At 48.1% G+C, this 14,038-nt stretch carries 14 protein-coding genes and 13 tRNA genes; 3 read left to right on the forward strand and 24 right to left on the reverse strand.

Annotation, left to right across the window (positions count from 1 at the left end):
- Window positions 1-6 precede the first annotated feature (6 nt).
- From HP568_RS27310 to HP568_RS27320, 3 genes are all read right to left on the reverse strand, one after another.
- Window positions 7-294, reverse strand: coding sequence for a YiaA/YiaB family inner membrane protein (locus tag HP568_RS27310; protein WP_047070376.1), 288 nt, complete (start codon window positions 292-294; stop codon window positions 7-9).
- A gap of 87 nt (window positions 295-381) precedes the next feature.
- Entirely contained in the window at window positions 382-1,539 is a 1,158-nt protein-coding gene (gene yhbH / locus HP568_RS27315; RefSeq protein WP_056497325.1) for a sporulation protein YhbH, read from the reverse strand.
- A 70-nt stretch (window positions 1,540-1,609) separates the two neighbouring features.
- Window positions 1,610-3,508, reverse strand: coding sequence for a PrkA family serine protein kinase (locus tag HP568_RS27320; protein WP_048031465.1), 1,899 nt, complete (start codon window positions 3,506-3,508; stop codon window positions 1,610-1,612).
- A gap of 358 nt (window positions 3,509-3,866) precedes the next feature.
- Here HP568_RS27320 and HP568_RS27325 point away from each other — a divergent pair, with 358 nt between their 5' ends.
- A complete protein-coding gene (locus tag HP568_RS27325; protein ID WP_056497333.1) occupies window positions 3,867-4,067 on the forward strand; it encodes a hypothetical protein in 201 nt (66 codons plus the stop codon).
- A 238-nt stretch (window positions 4,068-4,305) separates the two neighbouring features.
- Here HP568_RS27325 and HP568_RS27330 read toward each other — a convergent pair whose 3' ends face one another.
- From HP568_RS27330 to trmL, 3 genes are all read right to left on the reverse strand, one after another.
- On the reverse strand, window positions 4,306-4,866 hold the full coding sequence (locus tag HP568_RS27330) for a hypothetical protein (protein WP_048031463.1): 561 nt from the start codon (window positions 4,864-4,866) through the stop codon (window positions 4,306-4,308).
- A gap of 146 nt (window positions 4,867-5,012) precedes the next feature.
- Window positions 5,013-5,738: an HAD family hydrolase gene (locus HP568_RS27335; RefSeq protein ID WP_048031462.1), complete on the reverse strand. Its 726-nt coding sequence runs from the start codon at window positions 5,736-5,738 to the stop codon at window positions 5,013-5,015.
- 25 nt (window positions 5,739-5,763) lie between these two features.
- Window positions 5,764-6,234, reverse strand: coding sequence for a tRNA (uridine(34)/cytosine(34)/5-carboxymethylaminomethyluridine(34)-2'-O)-methyltransferase TrmL (gene trmL, locus HP568_RS27340; RefSeq protein WP_048031461.1), 471 nt, complete (start codon window positions 6,232-6,234; stop codon window positions 5,764-5,766).
- A gap of 138 nt (window positions 6,235-6,372) precedes the next feature.
- On the opposite strand from trmL, the gene HP568_RS27345 reads away from it, so the two are divergent.
- Complete coding sequence (locus tag HP568_RS27345) at window positions 6,373-7,074, forward strand: ferric reductase-like transmembrane domain-containing protein (RefSeq protein WP_173630751.1); 702 nt, start codon at window positions 6,373-6,375, stop codon at window positions 7,072-7,074.
- A 6-nt stretch (window positions 7,075-7,080) separates the two neighbouring features.
- On the opposite strand, the gene HP568_RS27350 is transcribed toward HP568_RS27345, so the two are convergent.
- From HP568_RS27350 to rnhA, 4 genes are all read right to left on the reverse strand, one after another.
- Window positions 7,081-8,049, reverse strand: a complete 969-nt coding sequence (locus tag HP568_RS27350; protein WP_048031459.1) for an amidase domain-containing protein — start codon at window positions 8,047-8,049, stop codon at window positions 7,081-7,083.
- A gap of 128 nt (window positions 8,050-8,177) precedes the next feature.
- Window positions 8,178-8,711 (reverse strand): methylated-DNA--[protein]-cysteine S-methyltransferase, encoded by a 534-nt coding sequence (locus tag HP568_RS27355; RefSeq protein WP_048031458.1) that lies wholly within the window; start codon window positions 8,709-8,711, stop codon window positions 8,178-8,180.
- A 28-nt stretch (window positions 8,712-8,739) separates the two neighbouring features.
- A complete protein-coding gene (gene queG / locus HP568_RS27360; RefSeq protein ID WP_173630752.1) occupies window positions 8,740-9,891 on the reverse strand; it encodes a tRNA epoxyqueuosine(34) reductase QueG in 1,152 nt (383 codons plus the stop codon).
- Entirely contained in the window at window positions 9,888-10,322 is a 435-nt protein-coding gene (gene rnhA, locus HP568_RS27365) for a ribonuclease HI (RefSeq protein WP_173630755.1), read from the reverse strand. The genes queG and rnhA overlap by 4 nt, the downstream gene beginning before the upstream one ends.
- 115 nt (window positions 10,323-10,437) lie before the next feature.
- Between rnhA and HP568_RS27370 the strand changes: the two genes are divergently transcribed.
- The gene (locus tag HP568_RS27370; protein WP_048031456.1) at window positions 10,438-11,109 is read left to right on the forward strand and encodes a B3/B4 domain-containing protein; all 672 of its coding nucleotides are present in this window, start codon (window positions 10,438-10,440) and stop codon (window positions 11,107-11,109) included.
- Window positions 11,110-11,124: 15 nt separating this feature from the next.
- Here the strand turns inward: HP568_RS27370 and HP568_RS27375 are convergent, their stop codons facing one another.
- The 14 genes from HP568_RS27375 to HP568_RS27440 form a co-directional block, all read right to left on the reverse strand.
- Window positions 11,125-12,453 carry a purine/pyrimidine permease gene (locus tag HP568_RS27375; RefSeq protein WP_173630756.1) on the reverse strand — a complete coding sequence of 443 codons (1,329 nt, stop codon included), beginning with the start codon at window positions 12,451-12,453 and terminating at the stop codon, window positions 11,125-11,127.
- A 127-nt stretch (window positions 12,454-12,580) separates the two neighbouring features.
- Window positions 12,581-12,662: transfer RNA gene (locus tag HP568_RS27380), tRNA-Leu, on the reverse strand.
- Between the two features lie 8 nt (window positions 12,663-12,670).
- A tRNA-Cys gene (locus HP568_RS27385) sits at window positions 12,671-12,744 on the reverse strand.
- Window positions 12,745-12,772: 28 nt separating this feature from the next.
- Window positions 12,773-12,848: transfer RNA gene (locus HP568_RS27390), tRNA-Gly, on the reverse strand.
- 7 nt (window positions 12,849-12,855) lie between these two features.
- Window positions 12,856-12,930, reverse strand: a tRNA-Gln gene (locus HP568_RS27395).
- A 26-nt stretch (window positions 12,931-12,956) separates the two neighbouring features.
- Window positions 12,957-13,032 (reverse strand) — tRNA-His (locus tag HP568_RS27400).
- Between the two features lie 27 nt (window positions 13,033-13,059).
- Window positions 13,060-13,133 (reverse strand) — tRNA-Trp (locus HP568_RS27405).
- An 8-nt stretch (window positions 13,134-13,141) separates the two neighbouring features.
- A tRNA-Phe gene (locus tag HP568_RS27410) sits at window positions 13,142-13,214 on the reverse strand.
- 41 nt (window positions 13,215-13,255) lie between these two features.
- Window positions 13,256-13,332: transfer RNA gene (locus HP568_RS27415), tRNA-Asp, on the reverse strand.
- Between the two features lie 78 nt (window positions 13,333-13,410).
- A tRNA-Met gene (locus HP568_RS27420) sits at window positions 13,411-13,487 on the reverse strand.
- Between the two features lie 78 nt (window positions 13,488-13,565).
- A tRNA-Val gene (locus HP568_RS27425) sits at window positions 13,566-13,641 on the reverse strand.
- Window positions 13,642-13,675: 34 nt separating this feature from the next.
- A tRNA-Glu gene (locus tag HP568_RS27430) sits at window positions 13,676-13,749 on the reverse strand.
- A gap of 4 nt (window positions 13,750-13,753) precedes the next feature.
- Window positions 13,754-13,846, reverse strand: a tRNA-Ser gene (locus HP568_RS27435).
- A gap of 3 nt (window positions 13,847-13,849) precedes the next feature.
- Window positions 13,850-13,925: transfer RNA gene (locus HP568_RS27440), tRNA-Asn, on the reverse strand.
- Window positions 13,926-14,038 lie beyond the last annotated feature (113 nt).

The following is a 14,038-nucleotide window of genomic DNA, read 5'->3' on the forward strand; positions in this document are numbered from 1 at the left end:
ACCAGGCTATTTCGGCGTTTCTTTCTCCGCTTTCGATACCTTCAAGTTAAATTCTCTTTCCTGCTCCTCAATAATCGCTCGATCCTCTGCATTATCTCTCACGACTTTTTGCGTCAAAATCGATCCAACTGCTACCAGAAGCATACATGCGATATAATACCCCTTTTCGTGCAGCTGAAGACCTGTTGCATTGTATAAACCGATGGAAAATAGCAGGACACCTGCGCCCAATGTAAAGTATGCCAAGAAAGTGAAGGCTCCCGTGTTGCGCATCCGATGCTTTTGTGGATACATAGTAACACCCCTCACGTTTTGTTCATGTGGCTCATGCAAACAAATAGAAGTCAACCGGACGATTTCTCGCCCGGTTGTCTCTATGAATTACTTCACAGCTTCTTTCTTGCCAAAGAAAGTACGCAACGCCTTGTATACCTCGCCCTTTTCCCGAATGACACAATGCATGAATTTCGGCTCTTTGATGTGGCGATATGCTGACATGAGGGTGCTGTGCCTATTATACTGATTCACTTCGCCATAACCGAACATGTTGCATCTCTCCATGAGCTCTTTCACCAGCTTTACGCAACGCTCATTGTCAGATGTGAGGTTGTCGCCATCGGAAAAATGGAACGGGTAAATGTTGTACTGCGATGTCGGGTAGCGGCTATCGATGATCTCCAACGCTTTTTTGTAAGCAGAGGAGCAGATCGTCCCCCCGCTTTCCCCTTTCGAGAAAAAGGTGTCCTCCGTCACTTCCTTCGCATCCGTATGATGAGCAATGAAGACGATCTCGACTTTTTCGTACTTGGTGCGCAGAAAACGTACCATCCAGAAGAAAAAGCTGCGGGCGATATACTTTTCAAACACGCCCATACTTCCCGACGTATCCATCATCGCAATAATGACAGCATTGGAATGAGGCTTGATGATCTCTTCCCACGTCTTGAAGCGCAGGTCATCATCGGTGATCCCCAGCTCCATATCACTGTAGCCTGCCAGCGCATTTCGGCGAATGGCCGCGATTAGCGTACGTTTTTTATCAATGTTGCCCATCAAGCCTTTTTTCCTGACATCATTGAACCGAGTCTCTTCTACAACGATTTGTTCCTCGTCTTTCTGTTGAAGGTTCGGCAGCTCCAGCTCGGCGAAAAGCATCTCCTGCAATTCTTCTACGCTGATTTCAGCCTCGTAGTAGTCTACACCCGGCTGATCACCTGCTCCCTGACCCTTTCCTGGCCCTTGCGCCGGATCGCCGTCACGGGCTATGACATCGCCTACTTTACTGTTTCCTTTACCTTGACCGCCATGTTTTCCCTTTTGGAAGTTAAAACGCAATCGGTATTCATCCAGGGAGCGAATAGGGATCTTAATGACTTCCCGACCATTCGACATGATGATGTTTTCTTCGCTGACGAGATCGGGCAGATTTTTTTTGATCGCTTCTTTCACTTTTTCCTGGTGTCGATTTTGGTCCTGGTACCCTTTGCGGTGCAGCGACCAGTCTTCCCGGGAGACAATGAACGATGATTCATCTTTCATGCCGTCTCCTCCTAGCAACTGGCGCAATCTGCGCCGAATATGACGTGCTCCTCATGTCGCCAACGTTCTGTCATCTGTTCAACAGGCTACCCACATAGCGCAGCAGCTCATTTGCGCAAACTGGGCAATATTGATGTTCTTCGATAAGTCGCTTCGTGACCTCATTAATCTTCTTGAGCTGATGCTCATCCGGTGTTTTGTTCGAGGTCGTAATCTTGACGACATCCTTCAAATCGGCAAACAGCTTCTTCTCGATAGCTTCCCGCAGACGATCATGCGTACTGTAGTCAAACCGCTTCCCTTTACGCGCATAGGCCGAGATACGGATGAGAATTTCTTCACGGAAGGCCCGCTTGGCATTTTCCGAGATGCCAATTTGCTCCTCGATGGAACGCATCAGGCGCTCATCTGGATCCATCTCCTCACCTGTAACGGGGTCACGGATTTTATTCATATTGCAATAAGCTTCCACATTGTCTAAATAGTTATCCATAAGCGTTTTTGCCGACTCCTCGTAGCTGTAGACAAACGCCTTCTGCACTTCTTTTTTCGCCAGCTCGTCGTATTCCTTGCGCGCAATAGAGATGAAGTTCATATACCTCTCCCGCTGCTCCTTGGTGATAGATGGATGCTGGTCAAAGCCTTCTTTTAGCGCCCGAAGAATATCTAGCGCATTGATGCACTCCGTGTCGCGGCGGATCAGTGCACTGGAGATACGGTTGATGACATAACGGGGATCAATACCGGACATTCCTTCATCGGCATGCTCGTTACGCAGCTCTTCCAGATCCGCTCCCTTGAAGCCTTCCACCGATTCACCGTCATACAGCCGCATCTTTTTCAGCAGATCGGCCCCCTGTTTTTTCGATTCTTTCAGGCGGGTCATAATGGAAAAGACTGCTGCTGACCGGAGCGCATGCGGTGCAATATGCACATGCCCCAAGTCGGATTGCTTGATTAATTTCGCGTATATTTTTTCTTCGTCACTGACACGCAGATTATACGGCATCGGCATGACGATAATCCGAGATTGCAGTGCCTCATTTTTCTTATTCGCAATAAAAGCCTTGTACTCCGATTCGTTCGTATGCGCAACAATCAGCTCATCCGCAGAAATGAGGGCAAAACGACCTGCCTTGAAGTTTCCTTCCTGTGTCAGCGACAGGAGATGCCACAAAAATTTCTCGTCGCATTTCAGCATTTCCTGGAATTCCATTAATCCGCGATTGGCTTTGTTCAGTTCCCCATCAAAACGATACGCACGTGGGTCGGACTCAGAGCCGTACTTCGTAATCGTCGAAAAGTCGATGCTCCCCGTCAAATCGGCAATATCCTGAGACTTCGGATCGGAAGGGCTAAATGTACCGATCCCGACACGATTGGCTTCGGAAAACAAAATCCGGCGAACAGGGAAATCCTCGATGCACCCTCCGTATTCGGTCTCCAACCTCATCCGGTTATAGGGCGTCAATTCTCCTTCAATCTTGATTCCCAGCTCTTCTTCTACCTCTGGACGCAGCTCATGCGGGATGAGATGAAGAGGTTCCTCGTGCATGGGGCAACCATCAAGTGCAAAGATCGCTCCGGCTTCCGTCCGAGAATACTCTTCCAGTCCTCGCTTTAGCATCGTTACGAGCGTAGACTTACCGCCACTGACAGGTCCCATCAAGAGCAAGATGCGCTTGCGGACATCCAGACGACGTGCAGCCGAGTGGAAATATTCCTCCACTAGGCGCTCAACAGAACGATCCAATCCGAAGATTTCTCGACTAAAAAATTGATACGAACGTGAGCCGTCCTCGTTCTCTTCAACCCCCGCGCTTTTAATCATGTTGTAGACGCGTGAGTGCGCCGTCTGGGCAATTTGCGGATTTTTACGTACCAGTTGCAAATATTCGGCGAATGTTCCTCTCCACATCAGGTTTTCTTCGCGGGCCCGGTGCTCAGCGATCCGTTTTAAAATGTCCATGTTCGACACTCCTCCCTCTTAAGCCCCTCTCTCTTCCCAACGACAATGTACTCTCATGTATATGTCCGCCTGCGGTCACGCATTCACGTGCAAGCCGTTTTCTCCGGTTGCCAACAGGCTCTTACAGCCTTTACATATGTGTATGCGAGACATCTGCACAAGTTTCAGCAATCTTCCCATAAAAATACGGCACATTGCTTTTTTACGGCTTGGAGGATTACGGAATTGTAAGGTTTAACGAGCGTAGCTGTAAGCTGATTCGATAGTTTGTAATCCCTTCTCCCCTGTAAAATACAATCATAAGCAGCATACACGGGCAGCCAATACGGATTGGCGTAAAATAACGGGAGGAACGAACATGGACATCCAAGCAGAACGCATTCAAGTGAAAAAAGGACTTTATTTGACCGGCATCGCAACCTTGGTGATTCTTTCGATATTTATTTACCAAGCAGTGACAGGAATGGAACTGGATACAGGAGAAATACTGAGTGTGCCCATTTCGCTTTGTGCCTTCTTGAAACTCGTGAACGACCATCGAAAATTATCACTTACGTAAGGGGACAACAGCTTTAATTCGTTTGCAAAGTGGGCAGGCTACGCTATAATGGGAGTAGTTTGTTTACGAAAGGAGCTGTCAACCGTGGGTACATTTATCGTAGCATTGGTCTTCGGAGCTTTTCTGTTTTTCATTCTGACAGCTGGCTACAACGAGGACAAAACCTGGAACATGTAAAGATCATCCAGGGAAAAAAGCAGGCTGCCGCTTATGGCAACCTGCTTTTTTTGTTTTCTTGTTATTTCTTATTCTCTTTCTTTTCTGCTTTCTTCGCTTCGATTTCAGCTTTGATTTCTTTTGCGCTCTTTCCTGCTGTGTCAACGCCCCACTTGGCTGCCTTTTCTTTCAGGTTCTCGAGCTGTTCTTGCTTCTTCGCTTCTTTTGCTGCCTTTTTCTCAGCGTTTGCTGCTTTTTTTGCTACTTTTGCTTCTTTAATAGCCGCTTTTACTTCTTTCGCCGTCTTACCTGCCGTGTCAACGCCCAGCTTCACAGCTTTATCCTTTAGCTTGACGAGTTGTTCTTGCTTCTTCGCTTCTTTTGCTGCTTTTTTCTCAGCGTTTTCTGCTTTCTTTGCCGCTTTTGCTTCTTGAATGGCTGCTTTTACTTCCTTATTTGTTTTATCTGTGGTTTCTACGCCCCACTTGGTAGCCTTCGCGTTCAGTTTTGCTCTGTTTTCTTCCTTTTTCTCCGCTTTCGAGTGGGTTACTGTAGCATCCGCTCCTGTATCTGCCGCACTCACAACAGAGATACCGCTAAACAGCAAAGTAGCCATTACCAGAGATGAAATAATTTTTTTCATACAGATTTCCTCCTTTTATTATGTAAAACGTGGTCGTACAACACCTAGCCTACCTGATGATTTTGGGAAAAGTATGTGAAAAAGCAGGCTTGACCATTTTTTCAAACGGACAGCCTGCTTCTCGCCTATTCTTTCATAGTCATTCCTTAACCTGCAAACACACCGCTTTTTTCAGAAATCGCTGTAAACAGCTCTTCTAATGATCCCCGCTGATCTACCAAATACTGAGGCTCACCTCGGTCTTCCATCCAATTGGTTACCAAAAACGTTTTCATTCCCAGCTTGGATGCGACCATGTCCTCCTGCATGTGATTTCCCACCATGACACAGTCTGTCGGTTCCACCCCGAGCTTTTGACAAATCTCCTTGTAATAACCAGGATTCGGCTTCGTGAAATGCGACTCCTCGTAGACGGTGACCAGCTCGAAATCATCCGGGGACATCCCGATCCAAGCGAGGCGATGGTGAATCGCATCACGTGGGAAAACAGGATTCGTCGCTACTGCAACCCGGAATCCTTGCTCTTTGGCGGCAGCAATAATCTGCTTTGCCCATGGCGAAGGATACGTCAGGTGAGAAAGTGTCGGAAATACATCGCGATAAAACGAATCGAACAGAGGCCATATTTCCTCCCGATCCCACTCACTATGTTCCGTAAAATGTTCGATAAAAACTTGCTCGTTCGTCTTGTCAGGCTCTTGGTTCATGATCATTGCCTTGGTCGCATCCCAAATCAGCGCCAACAGCTTTTCGGTATCGTACTTATCTCCGACATGACGGCCTACTTCAACCAAGTAACTTTTGACAAAGGGTTCTGTCTGCATCTCTAATAACGTACCGTCCAAATCAAACAGGATGGTGTTCACAGTCATAATGGATTTCTCCCTCCCAAATGCCTTACGATAGCGATGGAAAACCTAACTGACGAAGTCCTTCAAACAAGACAATCGCTGCACAATTGGACAGGTTCACAGAACGGGTCGCACCGCTCATCGGAATACGAATAGTTTGTTCCCGATATTTTTCTGTGAGCTCTTCCGGCAAGCCCGTCGTCTCCTTGCCCAAGATAATGTAGTCGCCATCCCGGAAAGAAACGTCCGTATACAACTTTTCCCCCCAGGTCTCCACAAAGTAAAAGGTACCCGCCCCTTCCCCTTGTGCCGCAGCAAAGTGCTCAAAGCTCTCATGATGGTGAACGTTAACCGCATGCCAATAATCGAGACCAGCCCGCTTCAGGTAACGATCGTCCGTCGAAAATCCGAGCGGATGAATCAAATGCAGATGCGCTCCTGTCGCTGCACATGAACGGGCGATGTTTCCTGTGTTGGCCGGAATAAGCGGCTCATGCAAAACAATATGTAACGGCATATCTGAAAATCTCCTTGTAAATTGCGAACTTGATACCTGTACTCGTCCTATTATACCACCGTGCCCAGCTTCTGTAACAAATGGAGTGCCTGCTGCATCTAATCAGAAAACTTTGGCTGTCGAAGGAGTGACGATTAGATGGGGACACCTATTTCATTTGGGCGACGCCTTGTCGCACATGTGAGCATCGTGAGTTTGATCCTGTTAAGCGCCAGTTGGATGTGGACTGAGTTTTCTTCGTTCCCTGCACTGGAAGCATGGAGCATGCTTCTCGGCTATCTCTCATTTATTTTGATTGGCTGCACCTTGCTGATTGGTCCACTCCAGTCCTGGCTCCCTGCTGGCTGGATGGCCGTCAGCTTGTCCATCCGTCGAGATATCGGCATATGGGCTGGGCTAACTGGACTGTTGCACGTCATTCTTGTACTCGTCCTTTTTGAAGGTGAGCCCCGCCTGATGATCATACATGAAAATCGTTCTGAAAAGGCTGATGGCTGGCTGGGTCTGTTCTTTTTCGCTTCCTCTGATCCAACCATGTGGCCATCTCCCAACTGGACCCTTACAGGCGTTGCGAACTACCTTGGGCTGCTTGCTTTTTTCGTTCTACTAGCCCTGTGGCTGACTTCTTCTGCACAGGCAGAGAAATGGCTGGGTGGCTCCAGTTGGAAAAGGCTTCATCTCGCCAATCCATGGCTTTTTATCATCGTATTGATCCATGGCTTGATTTACATTCAATCCATTAAAGGAGAACCGCATACCTTTTCAGACATGCTCGTTTTCGCAGCAATGATTTGGATAATTCGCGGCATCTCTTTTATACGAAGAGCTTTTTTTCGCTAGCGGCAATTATACCCCTCTTATATGAAAGAAGGCATAGCGCATTTTGGGCGTATAGGCTGTAGAATCCTCATATGCCCAATAACGCATGCTGCTATCTGTCGTATGGGCATTCACTAACGGCATCTGATTCGCGTCTTTTGCGACCACGATCGTATTGTGTTGAAAACGTCCATCCCCGTTAAAGTCATAACAAATGATATCACCTGGAACCAATTCGGCCGCAGAGCTTTTCGTAACCGCCCGCATAGGTGGTCCACCCGATTTCAAAAGCAAATACAAGCTATGCGCCACCGTCCAGCTATAGCTCCAAGAGGCACCTTTTCCCGTGCGAATCCACCAGCCCTTGCCCATCTCTTTCGACATCAGCATAGGGATTCCGCCAGCATGTAAACATTGCGAAATAAAATTCGTACAGTCATCCGTAAAACGAGGGTACACCGGATTGGTCGTATTCCAGTAGCGTTCCGCATACGCGACTGCATTTGCAGCGTTGTACCCTCCCGCTCCATGCACTATCAGCATAGGCTGGTCAATGGCATCCTCGACGCCTGACACAACGATGATAGGCTCCTCCTCTTCTTCGATGACCAATTTTTGATCCCCATTCGACTCCCTTGCCCCGATTATCGACCATTTTTCATTCGTTTTGAGCAATTGGAGCTGGAACAATCGCTTGTTTGTCTCTTTATACTTGGTATGCTTGATCCCCAGTGTTTTATTTTCTTGCCATTGAACTGTTATTTCCATGGTGGCATCGGTATTTACCCAGCACATGGGCGTTACTTGTCCCTGGACAGCCAATAATTTGACTCCCCGCTCCTCGATTTTCCGCTTCTCCCGGTTCAGTCGATCCCATTCATCCTGTACGCCAGACTCTCCTGTGCAATAAAAAGGCAACAGCCGCTCATACTTTCCGTCCATAGATGACTGGTGAACTGCTTGAAAGTATTGCTGAACGAATTCACGCCACTCCACTTTCCTCTCCTCCTTTCCGCCTCCAGACTGCAACATAGACTCATGAACCGTTCGTCTCAATGAAGAATATGTCGCTAGTGGGGCATTCAGAAGAAAAAGAAAAGCTGCCCGAGCAAGCAGACAGCTTATTAGGAAGAAGCGTGAGCAAATAGTGGACCTTCTTCTAAGGACAGCAAATATTCTTTAATGGATAACCCACCGCCGTATCCGACCAAGGCACCATTCGAGCCAATGACACGATGGCACGGTATAATGACAGGAATCGGATTGCGATTGTTCGCACCACCAATGGCCCGAACAGCTTTCGCCGCTCCAATAGCCAAGGCAATATCTTTGTAAGAACGAGTTTCTCCATAGGGGATGTTCGATAGCTCATTCCATACAGACTTTTGAAAGGGAGTACCGTACAATACGGTTGGAACATCAAACGTCTTTCGCTTGCCTGCAAAATACTCATCTAATTGTTTTTTGGCAGACTCATTGATCGAATCGTTGCGCGTTGGGGTAATTCCTAAAAACGTTTTTTTGCACCAGCGCACAAGTGGCGCCAATCCGTCTTGTTCATTGGCAAACTGAATGTAGCACAGCCCTTCTTCTGTAGAAGCCAAGAGCAATGGTCCAATCGGTGAATCCATCATGGTATAGCCTAATTCCTTTGCCATTTTCTACGTCCTCCCTCTCTCTTTCAAGCTAAGCCTGTGAACGAATCATGCTCATACCTTTTTCTATCTCTTCCACCACTTCTGGTAAAGCCTCTTTTGCTTTTGCGGTAATGAGCGCTTCGTGTGCCTGCTCTCCTCCGATTTTTCCTAGTGCCCATGCAGCAGTTCCACGAATGACTGGACGAGGGTCTTCGAACAAAAGACGCTCCAAGTGAAGAACAGCCGTCCGATCCTTGAAATGTGCAAGCGCTAGTATCGCATTGCGCTGAATGGGCTTTTTGCCCCTCCAAGATGAAGAAGATTGGCCGAACTTTTCCTTGAACTCCTTATTGCTCATCTGAAGCAGCGGAATCAGCAAAGGCTTGGCAATCTCCGGATCAGGCTGAAATTCAGCATGATGGTTGTTGTCGATGCGACGATTCTTAGGACATACCGTCTGACAAGTGTCGCAACCATACAGCCGATTTCCGATTTTCGCGCGAAATTCATCTGGAATAAAGTCTTTTACCTGAGTCAAATACGCAACACATCGCTGTGCATCAAGCTGCCCGCCCTGAATCAAGGCTCCGGTCGGACAAGCGTCTACACATATGTTACAGTCGCCACAGCCTTCTTCGATCGGTAGGTCGCTTGGCAACGGAAGATTCGTTACAAGCTCCCCCAAGTACACCCATGATCCGAACTCCGGCGTTATGATGGCACAGTTTTTTCCTACAAACCCAATCCCAGCCCGTTCGGCAACCGCACGATCAGACAATGCTCCCGTGTCTACCATGGATTCGATCCGAGCCCCTGGCTCCAGCTCCATAATGAAACGAGTCAGCTTGTCCAGCTTGTCGCGCAGAACGTGATGGTAATCGGTTCCCCATGCCGCACGGCACAAGATTCCCCGATACGCACCCGGCTCTGATTTTGGTGGATTTTTGAGCTTGGATGGATAGGCCAGTGCTATAGAAATCAGCGAACGTGCCCCGTCCAACAACAGTTCCGGGTTCGTCCTCTTTTCTAAATCAGGCTCTTCGAATCCAGATTCATAACCCTTTTCCCGGTGTACAAGAAGCCGTTCTTTTAAGGTCATGAATGGGTCGGCACTGGCAAACCCGATCTTATCGATTCCGATTTCTTTGGCATAGTCAATGATGGACTGCTTTGTCTGCTCCCAGTACTGCAAATCGTTCACAGCTGTTTAATCGCTCCTGTCGCCAATTCGTCGCAGCGGTTATTCCATTTGTTGTCGGCGTGTCCTTTGACTTTTACGTACTCTACCTTGTGGGTGTCCATCAATTGCAGCAGTTCTTTCCATAAATCCTGATTCTCCACCTGCTGGCCTTTGCTGTTTTTCCAACCGTTTTTCAGCCAACCTTTATACCAGCCTTGTTTAAAGCAGTTAACCAAGTATGCACTATCGCTGTACAACGTCACCTTACAAGGCTCCTTCAATGTAGAGAGAGCCTTGATGGCCGCCAACAGCTCCATTCTGTTATTCGTTGTATGTGGTTCGGCACCGGACATTTCCTTGATGTGTTGGCCGTACATCAGTACAGCTCCCCAACCACCTGGTCCTGGATTGCCGGAACAAGCTCCGTCTGTATAAATATCAACCTCACGCATCGTCATCGTCAGGGGTTCCCTCCTCTGTTCTCTTCTATTGTATCGAAGCTTAGTCGCTTCCACAAAAATTTTTTGTTATACTACCAAAAATAGGTTTAGTAAGGGGTGTCTATAGATGCAGGTTCAGCTAGATTCTTCCGTATCCGAGCGTCTGCCGCAATTTTCTCTCGGCATTTTACAATACAGCAATGCTTCCGTCAGTGACTCCCCTAAAATGCTGCAAGGACGCATTAATTATTATGTGGAGAGCTTGCGGCTGGAGCACGATACTGCAAACCTGACAGAAATCGAAGGCGTCCGTGAGTGGAGGGCCTGCTTTAAGCAAGTTGGCATTGATCCGTCCAGATACCGCCCTTCCTCTGAAGCATTACTGCGTCGACTGCTACAGGGAAATCCTTTTTTCTGGATCAACAGCGCTGTTGATGTTAATAATTTTTTCTCGGTTTTGCACGCTCTTCCATTTGGGATTTATGACATCGATCACTTAACGGGTGATATTACTTGTCGCCTCGGCCATGCCGATGATGTCTATGAAGGATTAAATGGACGCGAAGTCAACATGGAAGGGAAGCTGCTACTCGCTGATAGTAACGGCGCATTTGGGAGTCCCATCGTCGATTCCAAGCGCTCGTGTGTAACGGAGCAAAGCCGCACACTGCTCCAAGTCATCTTTTTCCACGAAAAAATGGAACCATCTAAAAAAGAAGAAATCGTAGGTTCAGTTGGTCGCATGTTTACAGAAATCAACGGTGGCGAGCTGACTCACTCCTCTATTGTTACCGCCTAAGAAAAAGACGGCCCGTCATGCAGCCTGGCCGTCTTTTTCTACGCTGTCTTCCTTTTTTCTAAAAACAATATGTTCTAGGACCAGGCACACAATAACTCCGAGCAATAAGCCATTGCCGAACAAAAAGCTGGCTAATGCCGGAAGTTGCTGCCAAGCTACAGCAGGTACGAACATGACTCCGATCCCGACCAGCAGCGAGCTGCCCCCAACAATAATCGTACGTTCGTCCATCTTCACATTCACATAATCCTTCAACCCGAAGCCAAGCAGTTGCGTATAGGAAATAAACATTGCCGCATATGCCACTGGAGTAGGCAAAGCCGCCAAAAAATGAGCAACAGTGGGAATCAGCCCAATCAACATCATCCCCAGCATCGCTATCACAAATGGCAGGCGTGAAGCCATTTTCGTCGTTTGAATAACCGCTGCTGCCAAGGAAAGGGGAATCATACCAACCACACCGCTCAATCCTGACAGAAAGTGGGATACTCCTGTAAAAATACCACCGCGGTTGTACTGCCTTTCAGTAGGCACAGTGTCTGTCGCTTTTCCCATGACCGCCAAACTCGTCATGAGGTTTGTCAACAGAACGAATCCTGTCAGCATACTTGTTAATACAACGCCCCAATCCCAGCGTGGGGGTCCCCAAAAGAAAATAGAAGGCCATGAAAATAATTGCTCCGTAGGTCGGACAGGTTCTGTCCATCCAAGAAGAGCGTACACGATCCAGCCACCAACCATGCCAAACAAAACGGCAAAACTGGAGAATCGCTTCGTCCGCATAATAAACACAACAAGGGCTACGATCCCTATGGACACAAGTGCTACACCCGGTTGTACCTCTTTTGAATGCTGAAAACCAATACCGAGCATACCCGTGAGAATGTTACTACACAAAGAAACAGCAAGCAAAATCATATATGTCCCTGAAACCAGCGGCGTAAACCATTTCTGTAATTTGCCAATCCAGCCTAATAAACCAAAAATGAAAAAGAGTAGACCTGCTAATATCATCCCCACTTGAAAGGATTGACCAATTTCTTGTGGATGAAGACCCATGCTCGTTCCGAGTTGAGCCAAAATGATAAAGATTCCCCACCATAATCCAGCCGGTCCTTCTATCATCGGATAGCGGTGTCCAATCCATACTTGCAGTAGTGACGCGAGTCCAATGTAAAACATGGTCTGCTGCATCAGCTTTCCAATTTCATCAGCCTGCAAGCCGTACATATCTCCAATCATTAGTGGTACCGCCACACTGCTGGAAACAGTTACAATCATCCATTGCAATACGGACAGCGTCGTGATCCCCATTGGCGGCTTGTCTTGCAGTTTGTAAAACACCTCAACCACCTCGTCCTTTTGCGTATACAAGTTGTCTATTTCCCTGTCTACACTATGTGCTTATTAAAGCAGAAAAAAACCCTAATCATCAAGATTTCTTGACATTCAGGGTTAGCTTGTAAAAGTATGGTGCCGGTGAAGGGACTTGAACCCCCACGGTTTCCCTCACGATTTTGAGTCGCGCGCGTCTGCCATTCCGCCACACCGGCAAGTACTATGGAGGAGGCACCCGGATTTGAACCGGGGATAAGGGTTTTGCAGACCCGTGCCTTACCCCTTGGCTATGCCTCCATGATATAAGGTGAAACAATTTGAGAAATGGAGCGGACGAAGGGTCTCGAACCCTCGACCTTCGCCTTGGCAAGGCGACGCTCTACCAATTGAGCTACGTCCGCATATTAATGGCTGGGGTACTAGGATTTGAACCTAGGAATGACGGAGTCAAAGTCCGTTGCCTTACCGCTTGGCTATACCCCAATAAGTAATCCCCAACTATAAATTTATGGGGCGATCGATGGGACTTGAACCCACGAGTGCCGGAGCCACAATCCGGTGCGTTAACCCCTTCGCCACGACCGCCATGATTACTACTATTGTCTTGAAAAATGGCAGGGGCAGTAGGAATCGAACCCACACCAAAGGTTTTGGAGACCTTCGTTCTACCGTTAAACTATGCCCCTATAAAAGGTGGCTCGGGACGGAATCGAACCGCCGACACGAGGATTTTCAGTCCTCTGCTCTACCGACTGAGCTACCGAGCCTTATATCTAAGCTTTACGCGCCAATTTCATTTGATTAGAAATGGCGGAGCTGACGGGACTCGAACCCGCGACCTCCGGTGTGACAGACCGGCGTGAACTCCAACTTCACCACAGCTCCATTATTTGGTTGCACCCACTGGGCACTTCGATCCTACTTGATCAAGAAGATTATTCGACGTAGAGCAAGTAGAAAATTTGGTTGCGGGAGCAGGATTTGAACCTGCGACCTTCGGGTTATGAGCCCGACGAGCTACCGAGCTGCTCCATCCCGCGATAGTCAGGACGACTGAGTGTCAGTGTTGCCACAGGACGTGGCGTTTTTAGCTGACCTTCCTTGTCCATTAATATAAGTGGTGGAGGCTGACGGGATCGAACCGCCGACCCTCTGCTTGTAAGGCAGATGCTCTCCCAGCTGAGCTAAGCCTCCAAATCACCTACAAATATGTAGGGATCTTTCTAGGTGACCCGTAGGGGATTCGAACCCCTGTATGACAGCGTGAAAGGCTGCTGTGTTAAACCGCTTCACCAACGGGCCAAGATGGCGGATGGAGTGGGATTTGAACCCACGAGACGGTTCGACACCGCCTACACGATTTCCAATCGTGCTCCTTCGGCCGCTCGGACATCCATCCATATGGCTCCTCGGGACGGACTCGAACCGCCGACCGATCGGTTAACAGCCGATTGCTCTACCAACTGAGCTACCGAGGAACGTTGAAGGTTTGTTCCTTCAAAACTGAATACGCATGATTGCTAAGAATTTGTGGATAAGTCCTCGACCGATTAGTATTCGTCAGCTCCACGCGTTACCGCGCTTCCACACC

This window comes from Brevibacillus sp. MS2.2 (assembly GCF_013284345.1).
GTDB classification, from domain to species: Bacteria; Bacillota; Bacilli; order Brevibacillales; family Brevibacillaceae; genus Brevibacillus; species Brevibacillus brevis_C.

Excerpts from the sequence above, each read along its gene's own strand:
- HP568_RS27325 (WP_056497333.1), top strand. The coding sequence starts at position 3,867 with ATGGACATCCAAGCAGAACGCATTCAAGTGAAAAAAGGACTTTATTTG.
- yhbH (WP_056497325.1), bottom strand. The coding sequence starts at position 1,539 with ATGAAAGATGAATCATCGTTCATTGTCTCCCGGGAAGACTGGTCGCTG.
- HP568_RS27320 (WP_048031465.1), bottom strand. The coding sequence starts at position 3,508 with ATGGACATTTTAAAACGGATCGCTGAGCACCGGGCCCGCGAAGAAAAC.
- HP568_RS27370 (WP_048031456.1), top strand. The coding sequence starts at position 10,438 with ATGCAGGTTCAGCTAGATTCTTCCGTATCCGAGCGTCTGCCGCAATTT.
- HP568_RS27330 (WP_048031463.1), bottom strand. The coding sequence starts at position 4,866 with ATGAAAAAAATTATTTCATCTCTGGTAATGGCTACTTTGCTGTTTAGC.
- trmL (WP_048031461.1), bottom strand. The coding sequence starts at position 6,234 with ATGCCGTTACATATTGTTTTGCATGAGCCGCTTATTCCGGCCAACACA.
- HP568_RS27345 (WP_173630751.1), top strand. The coding sequence starts at position 6,373 with ATGGGGACACCTATTTCATTTGGGCGACGCCTTGTCGCACATGTGAGC.
- HP568_RS27335 (WP_048031462.1), bottom strand. The coding sequence starts at position 5,738 with ATGACTGTGAACACCATCCTGTTTGATTTGGACGGTACGTTATTAGAG.
- HP568_RS27355 (WP_048031458.1), bottom strand. The coding sequence starts at position 8,711 with ATGGCAAAGGAATTAGGCTATACCATGATGGATTCACCGATTGGACCA.
- rnhA (WP_173630755.1), bottom strand. The coding sequence starts at position 10,322 with ATGCGTGAGGTTGATATTTATACAGACGGAGCTTGTTCCGGCAATCCA.
- HP568_RS27310 (WP_047070376.1), bottom strand. The coding sequence starts at position 294 with ATGTATCCACAAAAGCATCGGATGCGCAACACGGGAGCCTTCACTTTC.